General features: G+C 41.9%; 18 protein-coding genes and 1 pseudogene. 4 read left to right on the forward strand and 15 right to left on the reverse strand.

The window, feature by feature from the left end; translation table 11 throughout:
- Nucleotides 1-17: 17 nt before the first annotated feature.
- Nucleotides 18-314: a post-transcriptional regulator gene (locus LC033_RS09625; protein ID WP_226568044.1), complete on the reverse strand. Its 297-nt coding sequence runs from the start codon at nt 312-314 to the stop codon at nt 18-20.
- A gap of 116 nt (nt 315-430) precedes the next feature.
- Here LC033_RS09625 and spoVB point away from each other — a divergent pair, with 116 nt between their 5' ends.
- Nucleotides 431-1,981, forward strand: coding sequence for a stage V sporulation protein B (spoVB, locus tag LC033_RS09630; protein WP_226568045.1), 1,551 nt, complete (start codon nt 431-433; stop codon nt 1,979-1,981).
- 1 nt (nt 1,982) lies between these two features.
- Here the strand turns inward: spoVB and LC033_RS09635 are convergent, their stop codons facing one another.
- Entirely contained in the window at nt 1,983-2,645 is a 663-nt protein-coding gene (locus LC033_RS09635) for a DUF421 domain-containing protein (protein WP_226568046.1), read from the reverse strand.
- A 166-nt stretch (nt 2,646-2,811) separates the two neighbouring features.
- Between LC033_RS09635 and LC033_RS09640 the strand changes: the two genes are divergently transcribed.
- Complete coding sequence (locus LC033_RS09640) at nt 2,812-3,189, forward strand: TIGR04086 family membrane protein (protein WP_226568047.1); 378 nt, start codon at nt 2,812-2,814, stop codon at nt 3,187-3,189.
- A gap of 49 nt (nt 3,190-3,238) precedes the next feature.
- Here LC033_RS09640 and yajC read toward each other — a convergent pair whose 3' ends face one another.
- The 7 genes from yajC to LC033_RS09675 all read right to left on the reverse strand — a co-directional run bounded on the left by yajC (nt 3,239) and on the right by LC033_RS09675 (nt 8,255).
- Nucleotides 3,239-3,505, reverse strand: a complete 267-nt coding sequence (yajC, locus tag LC033_RS09645; RefSeq protein ID WP_226568048.1) for a preprotein translocase subunit YajC — start codon at nt 3,503-3,505, stop codon at nt 3,239-3,241.
- 47 nt (nt 3,506-3,552) lie between these two features.
- Nucleotides 3,553-4,698 carry a tRNA guanosine(34) transglycosylase Tgt gene (gene tgt, locus LC033_RS09650; protein WP_226568049.1) on the reverse strand — a complete coding sequence of 382 codons (1,146 nt, stop codon included), beginning with the start codon at nt 4,696-4,698 and terminating at the stop codon, nt 3,553-3,555.
- Nucleotides 4,699-4,729: 31 nt separating this feature from the next.
- Entirely contained in the window at nt 4,730-5,758 is a 1,029-nt protein-coding gene (gene queA, locus LC033_RS09655; protein WP_226568050.1) for a tRNA preQ1(34) S-adenosylmethionine ribosyltransferase-isomerase QueA, read from the reverse strand.
- A 34-nt stretch (nt 5,759-5,792) separates the two neighbouring features.
- Complete coding sequence (locus tag LC033_RS09660) at nt 5,793-5,993, reverse strand: DUF2905 domain-containing protein (protein ID WP_226568051.1); 201 nt, start codon at nt 5,991-5,993, stop codon at nt 5,793-5,795.
- Nucleotides 5,986-6,990 carry a Holliday junction branch migration DNA helicase RuvB gene (ruvB, locus tag LC033_RS09665; RefSeq protein ID WP_226568052.1) on the reverse strand — a complete coding sequence of 335 codons (1,005 nt, stop codon included), beginning with the start codon at nt 6,988-6,990 and terminating at the stop codon, nt 5,986-5,988. The genes LC033_RS09660 and ruvB overlap by 8 nt, the downstream gene beginning before the upstream one ends.
- Nucleotides 6,991-7,001: 11 nt before the next feature.
- Complete coding sequence (gene ruvA / locus LC033_RS09670) at nt 7,002-7,607, reverse strand: Holliday junction branch migration protein RuvA (protein ID WP_226568053.1); 606 nt, start codon at nt 7,605-7,607, stop codon at nt 7,002-7,004.
- 147 nt (nt 7,608-7,754) lie between these two features.
- Nucleotides 7,755-8,255: an intercompartmental signaling factor BofC gene (locus LC033_RS09675; RefSeq protein WP_226568079.1), complete on the reverse strand. Its 501-nt coding sequence runs from the start codon at nt 8,253-8,255 to the stop codon at nt 7,755-7,757.
- A 187-nt stretch (nt 8,256-8,442) separates the two neighbouring features.
- On the opposite strand from LC033_RS09675, the pseudogene LC033_RS09680 reads away from it, so the two are divergent.
- Nucleotides 8,443-8,918: pseudogene (locus LC033_RS09680) on the forward strand (protein kinase family protein).
- A gap of 36 nt (nt 8,919-8,954) precedes the next feature.
- Here LC033_RS09680 and LC033_RS09685 read toward each other — a convergent pair.
- The 6 genes from LC033_RS09685 to nadB all read right to left on the reverse strand — a co-directional run bounded on the left by LC033_RS09685 (nt 8,955) and on the right by nadB (nt 15,256).
- Nucleotides 8,955-9,137, reverse strand: a complete 183-nt coding sequence (locus tag LC033_RS09685) for a hypothetical protein (protein WP_180272883.1) — start codon at nt 9,135-9,137, stop codon at nt 8,955-8,957.
- Between the two features lie 555 nt (nt 9,138-9,692).
- Complete coding sequence (locus tag LC033_RS09690; RefSeq protein WP_226568055.1) at nt 9,693-10,307, reverse strand: YhcN/YlaJ family sporulation lipoprotein; 615 nt, start codon at nt 10,305-10,307, stop codon at nt 9,693-9,695.
- A 133-nt stretch (nt 10,308-10,440) separates the two neighbouring features.
- Nucleotides 10,441-11,610 carry a SafA/ExsA family spore coat assembly protein gene (gene safA, locus LC033_RS16945; protein WP_281430321.1) on the reverse strand — a complete coding sequence of 390 codons (1,170 nt, stop codon included), beginning with the start codon at nt 11,608-11,610 and terminating at the stop codon, nt 10,441-10,443.
- 133 nt (nt 11,611-11,743) lie between these two features.
- The gene (gene nadA, locus LC033_RS09700; protein ID WP_226568056.1) at nt 11,744-12,853 is read right to left on the reverse strand and encodes a quinolinate synthase NadA; all 1,110 of its coding nucleotides are present in this window, start codon (nt 12,851-12,853) and stop codon (nt 11,744-11,746) included.
- Entirely contained in the window at nt 12,840-13,703 is an 864-nt protein-coding gene (gene nadC, locus LC033_RS09705; RefSeq protein WP_226568057.1) for a carboxylating nicotinate-nucleotide diphosphorylase, read from the reverse strand. The genes nadA and nadC overlap by 14 nt, the downstream gene beginning before the upstream one ends.
- Complete coding sequence (gene nadB, locus LC033_RS09710) at nt 13,685-15,256, reverse strand: L-aspartate oxidase (RefSeq protein ID WP_226568058.1); 1,572 nt, start codon at nt 15,254-15,256, stop codon at nt 13,685-13,687. Before nadB ends, nadC begins: the two co-directional genes overlap by 19 nt.
- A 98-nt stretch (nt 15,257-15,354) precedes the next feature.
- On the opposite strand from nadB, the gene LC033_RS09715 reads away from it, so the two are divergent.
- Nucleotides 15,355-16,497, forward strand: coding sequence for an IscS subfamily cysteine desulfurase (locus LC033_RS09715; RefSeq protein WP_226568059.1), 1,143 nt, complete (start codon nt 15,355-15,357; stop codon nt 16,495-16,497).
- Nucleotides 16,498-16,500 lie beyond the last annotated feature (3 nt).

Consider the following 16,500-nt stretch of genomic DNA (forward strand, 5'->3'; position numbering starts at 1 on the left):
GAATCCATTACGATGGCTTATTTCAACAGTTCATCTAGCATATTCTTGCCATCTTCACTGTCCAAAAAAGCAGACGTTTTAAACGACTGAACGGTTGCATAGTTCATAAATTCACCAATTTTCACAGATAAAATATCTGCAACCATTTCATGCATCGGATGCTCTTGTTTTTTCTTCCACTTCTTATTCTCTAAGTATGACCATAATTCCTCTAAATCTACATCTTTATAGCCCAAAACGATGAATTCTTCAAGCTTACTGAACAGAAAAGGCTTTAAATGGTCTTTATATATAGCAGCCGGATGTTGTGTCAATATGAGGCTCCCCCTTTTCAGTTTTTTATCGATTGACTTGTCATGCTTGGACGATATACACGCATATCTTATTGTATATGATTCTATGTCGTTTGAAAAGGCAGGTGATCTCTGATTTGACGAAGCAAACGTTTTTAAAAGGGACGATTATTTTAATTTTAGCAGGTTTTATCACGAGAATATTAGGTTTTGTCAATCGAATTGTCATCGCAAGGTTCATTGGCGAAGAAGGGGTCGGGCTTTATATGATGGCTGCACCTACCTTTTTTCTTGCCGTGACGCTGACACAATTTGGACTGCCTGTTGCTATTAGTAAGCTTGTCGCAGAAGCAGAAGCCCGGGGTGACAAACAGAAAACAAAACGTATTTTGGTTATGTCCCTTGCCATAACAGGATCACTTAGTCTCATTTTCACGCCGCTCTTTTTATGGTTTGCACCAATTATGGCGGAAAATATGCTGACAGATCCTAGAACGGTCTACCCACTGCTTGCCATTACACCAGTCGTACCTGTGATCGCCATCTCCAGTGTGTTAAGAGGCTACTTCCAAGGAAAACAGCAAATGAGTCCACTTGCGATGTCGCAAGTACTGGAACAGGTCGCAAGAATTTCTCTTGTAGCGGTGTGTACAACAGCATTCCTGCCTTATGGGATTGAATATGCGGCTGCTGGTGCCATGATTTCATCAGTGGTTGGAGAGATGATTTCACTTGCTTACTTAATGATCGCCTTTCGTTATAAAAAGACCATCCGTATCCGAAAGCGGTTTTTCAAGGCGATTCATGATGGGAAGGACACGTTTAAGCAGCTAATGAGTATTGCCCTGCCAACGACAGGAAGCCGTTTTATAGGCAATATTTCGTGGTTTTTAGAGCCGATTGTTGTTGCGCAAAGTCTCGCCATAGCTGGATATGCAGCTGTTGAAGCGACAAGGCAGTATGGTGAGTTAACCGGTCTTGCGCTCACCCTTTTAACACTACCTAGTTTTATTACGTATTCACTCTCCACCGCATTAGTCCCAGCGATTAGTGAAGGAATGGAACAGAACAAACGCAAAACGGTGGAATATCGGCTGAAGCAGGCCATGCGCCTTTGTTTACTAAGCGGAGGAATTTCGTGCATTATTCTTTTCGTTTATGCAGAAAATTTAACGCTCTTCATGTATGGTTCATCGCATGCGGCCATCTATGTAAAATTCATGGCACCATTTTTTTTACTATATTATTTTCAAGGTCCACTCCAAGCCGTTCTTCAAGCATTGAATTTAGCTGGTGCCGCGATGACCAATAGCCTAATAGGAGCTGTTGTGAAAACAGGAATGATCTTCGTCCTTGCTTCCCAGCCACGCTTTGGTATTATGGGTGCAGCACTTGCGATATTAATTGGCATCGTCCTCGTCACATTGCTCCATGCAGCAACTGTTGGAAAGGTTCTGCCTATTCATTTACCATTGAAGGAGTATGGTATATGCGTCCTTGTGATCTTAGGAACGGGGGCTGTCAGCTTGTGGCTGAAGCATCAAGTCAGCGGACTTTTTTCTGCCCCTGCTGAGCTTGTGATGCTGATCTTTTTAACATGCATGCTCTATGTCATTCTATTAATCTGTCTAGGACTAGTGAAACGGGAAGAGCTGCGCCGCATCCCGTTCATTGGAAAGCTACTTTAGCTCATCTCTTCTTTCTCACTTCATCTTTCAAATCAATATAAAAAGTCTTTTGATTAAAGCTGCAATAGGAGATTTGATCAAGTTCATGATATCCCCTTTTGGCAAGCTCCTCTTTTAGCCACTGTTCATTTTGATTGATCTGTTTGAGATGGTCATGTTGAACAACACCGTCTGCAATAAGAGGAAGCTCAAGCGTAGCATGTTTGCGCTTGCTTTCTTTTTTGACGACGGCGAGCTTACCTGATGGCTCTAAAATGGCATAGGAGACATCCTGAATACTGTCGATGTTGCTTTCTCTTAATTGAATAAGCAAATCATCAAAATTATATCGCTGCTTTCTCATCGCACCCTCGTCTATTTTTCCATTAATGATGAGCAAGGTCGGCTTGCCGTCAAGAAAACGCCGAACACCTTGAAACTTTAATGACAGGTAGGCAAGTATGATTTGAATGCAGGTTAACAGCAGGATCGGCCATACCGTATGTAACATGTGCTCCTCTACTTCTTCTATGGCCAGCACCGCAATTTCAGCGATCATCATAAAAATGACAAGATCTAAAATACTAAGTTCGCCAATCTCCCTCTTTCCCATTAATCGAAAGATAAACCATATGAGAAAATATAAAATAACTGTTCTAACGGAGATGATTAAGATGTCCTGCATGTGGTGTAACCCCTCCTTCTTCCATCATAGCTTGTGTCAAAACACTTTATTTATGTAGAAAAGAAAGCCCTTGTTTTTATCGAGAGAAACATGTCTATTTTTTCTTTTCCATGAATACATTTTAGTAAAAGACAAGCTTCGGTCAATTGGAGAGGAGATTAATCACATGCGGGAAACCAAACAAATAGGAAAAGGCATTGTATCCGGCTTAATTGCCATTTTTATCGTGATGATTGTCACAAGCTTACTTGTGTCACTCATGCTTACCTTGACAAGTATGCAGGAAGCATCGTTTAAATGGATGATTATGATATTATCCTTTGTGGCACTTTTTCTAGGAGGGATCATTTCTGGAGGGAAAGCAAAGGAGCGAGGCTGGCTCATTGGGGCCATCACTTCTTTTATCTTTTCTCTCACTGTATTCTTGTTTCAATATTTAGGATTTGGGGAAACCTTCTCACCAGAACAATTTATCTATCATGCAGCCTTTTTGGGGATTTGTATGTTAGGGGGAATGATCGGCGTCAATATTCGAGGCAAATAAAAAAAGAGCGGATAACATCGCTCTTTTTTTATGGCTATGTATCTGAGGATTAGCCTTTGTCAGCTAATTCTCTAATAGCACGACGGTCGAAAGTTAAACGGTTGTTTTCACTTGTTTTGATGATTACTTTTGATTCATCAATTGAGTCGATTTCACCGTGTAATCCACCGATTGTGACAATTTTATCGCCTTTTGATAAAGATTGTTGCATCTGACGCACAGCTTTTTGTTGCTTTTGCTGTGGACGGATTAACAAGAAGTAAAGCACAGCAAACATGACAACAATCATAATGATTGAACCCATACCACCATCCATTCTATCTCACCCCTTTCTAAAAGATTGTAAAGCCTTTCGTTTATGCGTTAAAAGTTTTTCGCATTCTGTTTGTTAAAGCCATAACGCTCAAAAAACTCTTCTTTAAAATCACCTAAACGATCCTCACGGATAGCTTCTCTCACTTGCTCCATTAATTTTAACAGAAAATGAAGATTATGATAAGTTGTTAATCGAATTCCGAAGGTTTCATTTGTACGGATTAAATGTCTAATATATGCACGTGTGTAGTTTTTACATGTATAGCAGTCACAGTTCTCGTCGATTGGTCTGAAATCACGCTCATACTTTGCATTTTTTACGACAAGTCGCCCTTCACTTGTCATCAAAGTGCCGTTTCTTGCAATTCTCGTCGGCAGTACGCAATCAAACATATCAACACCGCGAATAGCCCCGTCAATTAATGAATCTGGTGAGCCAACACCCATTAAGTATCTTGGCTTATCTGCCGGTAAAAATGACGTTGTAAACTCTAGCACACGATTCATGACATCTTTTGGTTCACCAACAGATAATCCTCCAATTGCGTAACCTGGGAAATCAAGTGAAACAAGGTCCTGTGCACTTTGTTTACGAAGCTCCTCATATTCTCCACCTTGCACTATTCCAAACAGACCTTGGTCCTCTGAACGCTGGTGTGCTGTTAAGCAACGTTCTGCCCATCTGCTAGTCCGTTCCACAGAACGTTTCATGTAATCGTACTCTGCTGGATATGGAGGACATTCATCAAATGCCATCATAATATCAGAGCCGAGCGCATTTTGAATCTCCATAGCCTTGTCAGGAGATAGGAACAGCTTATCTCCGTTTAAATGATTACGGAAGTGAACGCCTTCCTCTTCGATCTTTCTAAATTCACTTAAAGAAAACACTTGGAATCCGCCCGAATCGGTCAGAATCGCTCGATCCCAGTTCATAAATTTGTGCAGGCCGCCTGCCTCTTTCACAATGTCATACCCCGGGCGAAGCCATAGATGGTAAGTATTACTTAAGATAATTCCTGCATCCATTGCTTTCAATTCTTCAGGCGCCATTGTTTTGACTGTAGCCAGTGTACCTACTGGCATAAATACAGGTGTTTCAAAGGAGCCGTGCGGTGTATGAACCCGTCCAAGACGTGCACCTGTTTGTTTGCATGATTTAATGAACTCATAGCGAATCGGTAATTGCGACAAAAATGAGCCCTCCTATCTTTGTTGTATGATGTTATTGAATCAGCATGGCATCGCCAAAGCTGAAGAATCGGTATTCCTCTTTTACAGCCTCATTGTACCCTTTCAGCACGTGCTCTCGTCCAGCTAATGCGCTGACAAGCATAATTAACGACGATTTCGGCAGGTGGAAATTCGTGATCATCCCATCAATCGCCTTGAATGTGTATCCGGGATAAATAAAGATTGACGTCCAGCCACTTGACGCCTTGAATTCGCCATCATGTGCACTTGCAATGGTTTCGAGCGTTCTTGTTGACGTCGTTCCAACGGAAATAATTCTTCCGCTTTCTTTGCGCACTCGATTAAGCTCTTCAGCCGTTTCTGCATTCATTTCGTAAAACTCTGCGTGCATTTGATGTTCTTCAATGCGGTCAGCACTGACTGGACGAAACGTGCCAAGCCCTACGTGTAAGGTGATAAAAGCAATATGCACACCTTTCGCTTTTAGGGAATCCAGTAGCTCGGTTGTAAAGTGAAGACCGGCAGTAGGAGCGGCAGCGGATCCAATCTCTTTTGAATACACGGTTTGATAGCGCTCACGATCGTCAAGCTGCTCTTTAATATATGGAGGCAACGGCATTTCTCCAAGAGATTCAAGCACTTCATAAAAAATGCCTGTATACTGGAACTCGACTTTTCTACCGCCATGTTCCAGTTCCTCTGTACACACCGCTTTTAGCCGTCCATCACCAAACGTGATGACCGCTCCTTTTTTCACACGTTTTGCTGGCTTCACGAGCGTTTCCCATTTATCCCCTTCTTCTTGTTTTAAGAGAAGAAGTTCTACCTTTGCACCTGTATCCTCTTTCATCCCAAACAGACGTGCAGGCAGAACTCGAGTATTATTTAAAACGAGACAGTCACCCTTTTGGAAATAATCCGTGATTTGTGAAAATGTATCGTGTGTGATCTCACCCGTTTGTTTATTTAAAACCATAAGTCTTGATGCATCTCGTTTTTCAAGTGGGACTTGCGCAATTAATCTTTCTGGTAAATCAAAATCAAATAATTCTAGCTTCATTTCCTTCACCTATTCTGTAGTTAACTAGTTAACGTTATTTCATCCGTCCAAAGAGATTGAGTAAAATAGTTAGTACGATGCTAATGACAATGCATGTAATAACAGGGAAAAAGAACGTCACATTTCCTTTTTTCACAAAAATATCACCTGGAAGCTTACCAACCAATTGAAACAATAAACCTGCGGCAAAAAGGACACCACCTAAAATCATTAATATTTTAGGGAATTCAGTCACGAATCGGAACCTCCATATGAAAATGTTCATACACTTCTCTTGTGACGACCCGCCCTCTTGGTGTCCTTTGGAGGAAACCAATTTGAAGTAAATAGGGTTCGTACACATCTTCAATCGTATGTGATTCTTCTCCTATTGTCGCTGATATCGTATCAAGTCCAACAGGGCCGCCTCTAAACTTTTCAATCATACTTAACAGCAGTTTATGGTCAATATGATCTAATCCGAGTCTGTCGACTTGAAGGCGCTCAAGGGCATCTTCCGCAATGTCCTGTGTGATGGCATGATTCCCAAGCACCTGTGCAAAATCTCTCACTCTTCTAAGCAAACGATTGGCGACCCTCGGCGTTCCCCTAGAACGTCTCGCTATCTCTACAGCCGAGCGAATGTCAATACCAATCTCAAACAGCTCGGCTGTTCTTGCCACAATGTGAGCCAGATCTCTTTGCTCATAGTATTCCAATCTTGCATGCACGCCAAACCTGTCACGAAGCGGCGCCGTTAAAAGCCCGACACGCGTCGTTGCACCCACAAGCGTAAACGGCGGTAAATCAAGCCGCACGGAACGAGCTGTATCCCCTTTTCCAATGACGATATCTAGACAAAAATCCTCCATCGCCGGATATAGCACTTCCTCTATTGAACGCTGCAAGCGATGGATTTCATCAATAAAAAGAACATCGCCAGGTTCAAGAGATGTCAAGATGGCCGCCAAATCTCCAGGACGCTCAATCGCAGGTCCAGACGTTGTACGCAGCTGAACATTCATTTCATTGGCAATAATCGACGCAAGCGTTGTTTTCCCGAGTCCAGGCGGCCCATATAAAAGGACGTGATCCAGCGTTTCCTGCCTCATTTTGGCAGCTTCAATAAATACGCTGAGATTATCCTTTACTTTTTGCTGACCAATATATTGGCTTAACGTCTGTGGCCGTAGACTTTGCTCAATGGCTGATTCATGGTTGTCTGCTTCAGTTGAGACGAGTCTTTCATCCATGAGACATCACCCTATTTCAACATTTTTTGTAAAGCTTTTTTTACATATTGATCGGTTGTGAGATTCTTTTCTTCTTTTAATAATGGAAGAACCTTTTTGATTTCACGATCACCGTACCCAAGAACACTTAAGGCTTCAAGCGCTTCATCTAATGTGGTTTGCTGCGTTTCGACCTGAATATGATCCTCGTGGTTATATAAGTTGCCAATCATTTCTGGCACCACATCTCCGAGCTTTCCTTTCAGATCCAGAATGATCTGACGTGCTGTTTTTTTACCAACACCAGGGAATTTAATAAGGAAAGCTTCATCCTCACGTTCTATCGCTGAAATGACAGCTCCAGGATCACCGGAAGCAAGAATCGCAAGCGCACCCTTTGGTCCAATGCCTGTGACATTTAACAGTTTTGTGAACAACGCTTTTTCTTCTCTTGTTTGAAATCCATATAACGAAAACGCGTCTTCCTTTATGTAATGATACGTATAAATTTTTTCTTGTTTATTTACTTGATAGATAAACGGATTTGGGGTATAGACTTGATATCCCACTCCGCCATTTTCAATGACAATATATTGGGGACACACATAATCAATGGTCCCTTTCACAAACTCTATCACCGTTTTCACCTCTTTGACTGTTCTTCATTGTAACATAAATCGAAAAGAAAACCGCAATAAAAGTTAACATACGTTCGCTCAGTTCATTTTTATGGTGAAACCATGAAAAACAGCCTGCGGTTTCCCACCGGCAAGCTGTCACACGCTTTAAAACGATCTTTCATTTCGATAAGGTTTCATGACCTCAAGCACCTGCTCAAATTCATCTTTTGTTCGAAAAGGAATGCCTTGCTCAAGCTGCTCCTCCACATGACTTTCTAAACGGGACGTATCAATTTGAAAAAAAAGATGTATAGGCTCCGCCCACCCGTCAGGCCTTCCATGAAACGTAGAAATCACACCGTCCTCTGATAATCCGATATATCCATTTGCTTTACTTAATGGGGATATATCATCAATTTGCTTTCTAAAAAGGGCAAAATCCTCTCGCTGTTCTACCAATGTCCAGCCTTTATAACGCGCCCAAAATGTGTCTTTGTCTTCTAATGATGCCCGGTGTCTTTCAATACTCACATCGCCGTCAAGATAGACCTTTTCAAGCTGAACGTTCATGGTTTTTGACTCTCTTTGCAAGTGTTCTTTTCCTTCCATATCCGCAGCAAAAAAAAGCACACTTGTCATGATAAGTCCTGTAACGAAACATTTCATCTTCACTTTCACTATTTACACCTCTTTAGAACTTGAGATCGATGCATTGACATATGTAGTTTGACCCATTTTTCTAAACATTAACCAAATCAATCACACGGTCATGTTTTAAGGGTCACTCGTTATATTCTTCATTTGATATGTTATGTTTTATATCACCCATTTCTCTACCGGATGACCGTTTTTCATTAATAAGCTCGCCTTAAAACCGGCAGAGCTTGAGCTGTGCGGCAAAGGAAGAAGTGCCTATGTATTTTCATAAAAGAAAGACGGTATGAAAATGGCGCTAAAAGTCTTTTTCCCTGCTTATCAAAATATAGCCTACAAAGAGGCAGCAATTTACGAAAAACTTTTCGGTTCCTTATACTACCCTGAGATATATGAGTCTGGGGATCAGTTTATTTTAATGGAATATATTAAAGGCTACACATTCTGAATGCCTGACGAAGGGAATTCCGATCAAAAAACAAATGATTGAACAGGTAGATGATGCTTTAGAAGAAGCACGTCAGAAAGGGTTAATCCCTTCAGATATCCATCTGCGAAATCTGATTTTAACAAAGGAAGGCCCCGTCAGGTTCGCTTGAAGTGATTGCATACTTGTACAAAAAGAATTGGTTTTCTCGTGGCCAGCTTAACAATCGAAATGATTACTCCGCATAACAAAAGCCGCTCTCCTTTCAAGCGGCTTGTCTGTTTTTATTCTGTTTCCACATGGATACTATTTACATTTAATAAGTTAATGATGTCATCGTTCAGCTTAAACCAATGATTGGCTTCCTCAATTTTTTTATACACATCATAGGTAGCTGGCCGTTTCAGCTCGAATTCAAGCACTTCCCCATTGTTCATATGAAATGTTACCTTAAATACTTTCATCATAAGATCACCTTCCACTCCTTCTTGTTCGCTCACCGGATAGGTCAGCTCTTTTCATTCATTCTCTATACAACTTGTTTCCCCTGCTTCTTTCCTTTCAAACACAAGACGCTTAAATTTTTTTCAAAGTATTGAAAAAAAGAAGAAACGAACATCTACAGAAAAACAAACTTTGTCCTGTTTGAATGCCATCAAAGCTTGATCGAAATGTTTGGTTTGATAGAACATCTTTCTTTTCTTTCATTTGCTGTCTCTCCTTCTCTTCTTGTCATGGGACAGGATGGAATCAGGACCAGCAAAAAACCAGGCTCTATGTTGAGAACCTGGTTTCTTCGTCAGAAAAAAACATGATTGTCATTCACATGTAATCATCTTCGACTTCCTCACGCTGGTACGAGCCAAATCAAGAAGCTCTACTTCTCTCTCAGCCCACTTGAAGGGGCACCCCTAGAAGATTCAGGAAAATAGTTCCTTTCCCCTAGCTACACCGATGATCATGATATCCAGATTTCTATGCATCATCATCTTTCCTTCTCATTTCGATCAAATCTGAAATAACTATCGAGTCATGCCTGCTTGGCCTGATTCAAATTGTGTTTTTCTCATATCTCTAAAGCGTGTAAATGTACCTTCGTCTTTGATGACTTGGACAGCTCTTCCATCCGCATAACGAGTCGCTGCTTCTTCTACTTGTGATACTCCCTCTGATGTCAAGCGCCCATCTGATTTAATGGCAATATACACATTTTCATCCGTGACCATGACTTGTGAGTCTGCTACATGGTCCATTTTATTTACGCGATTTGCGATTTTTCGTGAACGCTGCACATTCTCTTGTTTGTCGTAGCCAGAGAACGACATTTGATCATGATAATTCATATCTCCATGACTGTAGCGACCATCGCCGCCTGTGAGAGGTATTCGATCATTGGCTTGAGGACGTGAACGATAATCAATATTCGTTGTATTTCCGTTCATTCCTTCCATGAGTTCAGAAATTGGGCCTTGATGATCTTGATTGTTGTCTGTCGCTTGTTGATTTGAGTAATAACCAACCGGCTGGCCTGATTGATTATAGCGTGTATCTACACCAGCATTGTCATTTGTACCACATGCAGTTAATCCAATAGGAAGAAGCACTAATGCGATCGTTTTTTGCCATTTTTGTCTCAAACGAAAAACCCCCTGTACAAATTCAATCTTATGAGCGAGAAACAGGCTCTGTTTTAGCATGTACAGTTAAGGGGAAAAACAAGCTGTCATTTATAAACAAAAAAAGGAACGATTGAGATCGTCCCTTCTGTCATTAATCTTCTTTGTCTTCTTCTGGTCTTGCGAATACAGACTGATTGGGATATGACTGCATGTAAGGCTGTGCTGGATCACCCATTTGGCCATGAGTAGCAGAATTTGGATAATATCCAGGCCATGGCTGGTGATGGTGCTTCATGCCGTCATCGCAACCGCAGTCTTCCTTGACATATGCTTCATTTGAAGCGTTTGGATAAAACCCTTGATTGACGTTCGCATTTGCGTTGGCATTTGGATGCATATGGTGGTGCCAGTGTTGTCCGTCGTTCGCATGATGCTCATGATTTTCCCCGTTGAAAACTGGTGCTTGATAGGCAGGGTAATACGGCTGAGCAGGGTATGGAAACGGCATCATCATATGATGGTGATAATATGGCTGAACCGGATAACAAAGTCCTGATCCAGGTAAAATAGGTGATGCTGGCATCATTTGCTGCGGACATGGATACATAGCAGGCATGTATTGACCATAACCATAATATGGATCATAATGCTCATGAAGATGCTGCTGATGATGTTCTTTGTTATCAGCCATTCCCCCTACTGCTGCCCCTCCAACATTCGGCATCTGTGGAAAATTAGGAATATTTAAGTTATTGTTTAGGTTATTGTCGTGTTCCATATCTTTTCCCTCCTCTTTTTGATGAGGAATATGAATGAATGGATCATACCCCTTCACAACTTCATCTTTCATATGATCCTTGTTTTCATGATGAGAATGGTCCTTGTGGTCTTTCTTCTCATGAATGTGATCTTTTTTCTCATGTTCTTTTTTGGGAGGAGGCGTAAATGGCTGGTAGAGATTGGTCTGATAATAGTTCACATCCACTTGCGGAAAAACGGGCTGCTCGACCTTTGGGACTGGCGGTACATAAGGTACCGGTTCATTAGGCTTTTCCTTCGGCTTCGTATCTTGCACTTGCACGACATCCTTTGGCTTTTCTTTCACATACGGATGTTCTTTCAGATTTGGCATTTCTTTCGCTTTGTGATGATCTGTTTTTACAGGAACACCACTAGATGGAATCTTGATTTTCATACCAGGCATGATCAAATCTGGATTACTGAGCTGTGAATTTAGCTTTTTTAATTCTTGAAAGTCAACTCCGTATTTCTTTGAAATCTTCCAAAGGGAGTCTCCTTTTTGCACAATATGAATTTTCAACGTTTTCCCCTCCTATGCAAAACGTGAACGTAGCGGTTATGTCAGAAGTACATTATGTTTCAACATAAATTTATGCATATTTACAAGCCGATATGATAAAAACTTGTTTCTGATAGGAGGGGAGGCTTCATTTTTATTTCATGTTGAGCATTTTATTCAATGCAAGCAAAGCGTCTTTTGTGATGTCTTCATTGACCTGAATCAAACCGACCGGCTTACCCTTCTCAATGCTTTCCAGTGACCATAACAAATGAGGCAAATCAATACGGTTCATTGTCAAACATGGACACATATCTGGGTTGAGGGATTCAATTTGTTTGTCTGGATGCTGGTCCATGATGCGTTTAACTAAATTCATTTCTGTTCCAATCGCCCACTTACTACCGGCTGGAGCCTGATTGATGGTATCGATAATAAATTTCGTTGAACCAGCTAGATCAGAAGCCCTTACCACCTCATGCGTGCACTCTGGATGAACAAGAATTTGAATGTCACGATCCTTTTTTCTTGTTTCGTCAATATTCTGAACTGTAAACTTCTCATGTACTGAGCAATGCCCTTTCCATAAAATCATTTTAATGTGATGAAGCGGCTGATCGGTGATAAGCTTTTCTTCTATTTGATCCCAGACAGCCATTTCTTCTAGCGGTATACCTAAATCAAAGGCCGTATTACGCCCTAAATGCTGATCTGGGAGAAAAAGAACCCTCTCTTTTTGCGTAAGCACCCACTCCATTACTTTTTTAGCGTTTGAAGATGTAACGGTCGATCCACCATGCTTACCGACAAATGCTTTAATATCAGCTGTTGAGTTCACATAAGTAAGCGGGAGTATCGTATCCCCAAACAAATCAGTGAGCTTATCCCATGCTCTTTCCGTTTGTTTCATGTTCGCCATATCTGCCATCGAGCAGCCTGCTCTCATATCTGGCAATAAAACATGCTGATTTTTTTTTGACAGCATATCAGCCGTTTCCGCCATAAAATGGACACCACAGAACACAATGTATTCTGCCTCCTGATTGTCAGCTGCTATTTGCGCTAGCTGCAATGAATCTCCTGTTGCATCTGCAAACTGGATGACCTCATCCTTTTGATAATGATGCCCCGGTATAAATAGCTTTGAACCGAAAGCTCGTTTGATATCTAAAACACGCTGTTTCATCTCTTCATAAGAGCGGTGTTTATATTCATCTGGCATCATGGCCGCGTGTTGATTCGCTAGTACATCAAGCATGGACATGAGTCGTTCCCCCTTTGTGGCTAAATTCCATATTCATACTAAAGTCAAAAGATGGAGCAGAATGTGTCAGGAAACCAAGGGAAATGATGTCTACACCGGTTCCCCGGTAGCTTGGCAAAGTCTCTAACGTAATTCCTCCTGATGCCTCTGTGAGGATTGTTTCAGGTGTCATTTGTTTAAAGTGCTTTACTTGGGCTGGGGAGCAGTTATCAAACATGATGACATCTGCTTTTGCTGCAATTGCTTCCTTGAGCTGCGCTTCTGATTCAATTTCCACTTCAATTTTCACCATATGACCAACGTATGCTCTTGCCTTTTCTACAGCTTCCCGAATAGATCCACATGCAGCAATATGATTATCTTTAATCATGACACCATCCGATAAGCCGAAGCGATGATTCTTTCCGCCCCCTACTTTCACGGCGTATTTCTCTAACATGCGTAATCCGGGTGTCGTTTTTCTCGTATCACAAATCATAATAGACGGATCAGCTAATCTTTGCACCGCTTCATGCGTCAATGTGGAAATACCTGTCATTCGCTGCAACATATTGAGAATGACCCGCTCCCCTTTTAGCAAGTCATTGACCGAACCTCTTATTTGAGCCAGTACAGCCCCTGAATGAATCCAGTCTCCTTCCTGGAGAAAGAGCTCAGTATGAATCTTTTCATTCAGCAGATGGTACCCTGTTTCAATGACTTGTGATCCTGCCAATACCCCCGATTGTTTGGCGATGATGTAAGCTGTTCCTCTCTTGTCTCCAAAGATGGCATCAGCTGACACATCTCCAAAGCCAATATCTTCTTTTAAAAAATGAGTAAGCATTTGTTTTAACTGTAAACGTTCCATTTGGCACTGATCCTTTCATTTTCCATGATGTGAATGTGGCCCTTTTCATGTACAATCTGTTTTCCTCGCCATAAGACATCATCTCTATATGGATAATCCATGCGATAATGCCCGCCTCTGCTTTCTGTACGAAGTAGTGCAGACTTTGCAAGGCAGATAGCTAATGACCATTGATTGCTTAATTCTATCTGCTCATTTGTGATATCTTTCACATTAATTTGCTGAAAAGAGACACGTTCCAATTTATCCAGCAAGGTTTGCAAGCCTTTTTCATCCCTAACAATTGCGGCATATACTGTCATCCAGTTTCTGAGCTGAGCCTCTGAGATATTTGGAACAGACCACACTTCTTGAAGAGGAAAAGTTGGGATCGCTTTTTGCCGTTTTGACATATGCTCAATTCGCCTAGCCGCTTTATTTCCTAACACAAGACCTTCTAAAAGAGAATTACTCGCCAACCGGTTGGCGCCATGTAATCCTGTACAAGCCGCTTCACCAATAGCAAACAACGATTGAACGGTCGTTTCACCATGTTCATTGACCTTGATTCCTCCCATTAAAAAGTGCATGCCGGGGGAGACTGGTAGCCGACCGCTTACCATATCGATTCCTGCCCGCAAACACATCTCATAGATTACTGGAAAACGCGTAGGAAAGTGCGGAATATCATGTATATTGAGATAAATATGATGACCCGCCTGCTGCTCATGAAAAATAGCTCTAGCGACGATGTCCCTAGGAGCTAAATCTTTCTGTGGATGAATGCCTTCCATAATCCGCCTGCCTGTTTCATCTTCTAAGTATGCTCCCTCACCTCGCACTGCCTCTGAAACGAGACCAACTGCTTTTCCAGCGATCGTCAAAAGGGTCGGGTGAAATTGAACAAATTCAAGATCCACTAATTGTGCTCCAGCGCGATAAGCCAGCAGTAGACCATCGCCTGTTACAGAAGGATCATTTGTGTTCATCTCATAGAGGTTTCCACAGCCACCAGTCGATAGAACAACTACATCTGCGGTCATTGTATGCACATGTCCTTTCTCGTCTTTCCACACTACTCCAGTACATTTCCCTTCATGGACTAGTAGATCCATGACATGATGATATTCGTATAAATGAATATGTGAGCCAAGCTGACTTTTCAGAAACTGCACGAGGGCTTTCCCTGTTTGATCTCCTCCTGCATGTAGAATGCGGTTAGATGTGTGAGCTCCCTCTTTACCTAGCTGCGGGAGTCCCTCCTCATTGAGATCAAATAGACAGCCTTCCGCCACTAGCTCCTTCACAAGATGTTTTCCAAGAAGCAGCAACTCCTGTACGGTTTTGTCATCATTATGATCACATCCAGCAGCTAGCGTATCTTGCACATGTTGCTGGACTGAATCTTGGGCTGAAAAGGCAGCAGCAATGCCTCCTTGTGCCAGCATGGAATTACTAGAGGAAAATTGTTTTTTTGTCATCATGATAACTTGGCAGTTTTCTGAGATGGTTTTCGCAAAGGAAAGTGCAGCAATGCCTGCCCCCACCACAATGACTTTTTTGATTGATGACACAATCAACCCCCCTGTCATTTACACCTGTCTTGACACATATCATTACACAAGACTACAATAAATACAAGAAAAAATTTTCATACAGGAGATGGATCGGTTTGGTCTATTTAGATTATGCAGCTTCTACACCTGTTTCTGAAGAAGCGCTTCATGTATTCCAGCAGCTAAGCAAAGATTGTTACGGGAATGCAAGCAGCCTTCATGATGCTGGGGGAAGAGCAAATGAAATATTAGCCTACAGCAGACAATCACTTGCTACGATACTTGAGGCCGAACCTGGAGGCATTTACTTTACAAGCGGCGGAACTGAATCGAATATTCTTGCGATTCAATCCATTATGAATGGACTGCTTCCACATAAACAGCATGTCATCACAACATCAGTAGAGCACCCTTCCGTTCATCACGCGGTCAATGCCTTACATCGCCTAGGCGTGAAGGTCACGATCATAGAACCGAATCAAGATGGGATCATCACACAGGACATCCTTAAAAAAGCTTTATTGCCTGAAACAGGACTAGTATCCATCCAGCATGCAAACTCAGAAACAGGTATTATCCAGCCGTTAGCTGAATTATCGCCTCTTTTAAAAGAAAGACAAGTTCTTTTTCATACAGATGCAGTTCAAACATTTGGGAAGATTCGTGTGTCCGTAAAGGAGCTTGGAGTTGATGCTATGTCCATCTCTAGTCATAAAGTGTATGCCCCTAAGGGCGCTGGGGCTGTCTATATGGGCACGTGTGTCCCTTGGAAGCCTCTATATGCAGGTTCTGTGCAGGAAAACGGCTTTCGACCGGGTACTGTGAACGTTCCGTGCATTGGTGCTTTTGTTGCTGCGAGCGAACAAACCATGTTGAAGCTAGATGAGCAGCACAAGATGGATGGGCAGCTTCGTGATTATTTTCTTCAGCAGCTAAAAAAACGACAGCTACCTGTCCGTACGTTTCAATACGATGACGAACGCCGTATGTTGCCTCATATTATTGGTTGTTTTTTTGAAGGGTTTGAAGGACAATATGTAATGTTAGCATGTAACCGGCATGGGATTTGTATATCCACCGGAAGCGCATGTGCTTCTGGTTACCATCATCCTTCCCCTGCTGTAAAGGCACTGCGTCTATCACATCGTGATGCCCTTCAATTCATTCGCATATCATTTGGACGACGGTCATCAAAAGATGACATCGATCAGCTTTTGCATACATTTGAGAACCTGCAAAAGGAGAAGAAAGGAGAATAAGAC

The organism is Bacillus stratosphericus, assembly GCF_020524495.1.
Taxonomy (GTDB): domain Bacteria; phylum Bacillota; class Bacilli; order Bacillales; family Bacillaceae; genus Bacillus; species Bacillus stratosphericus_B.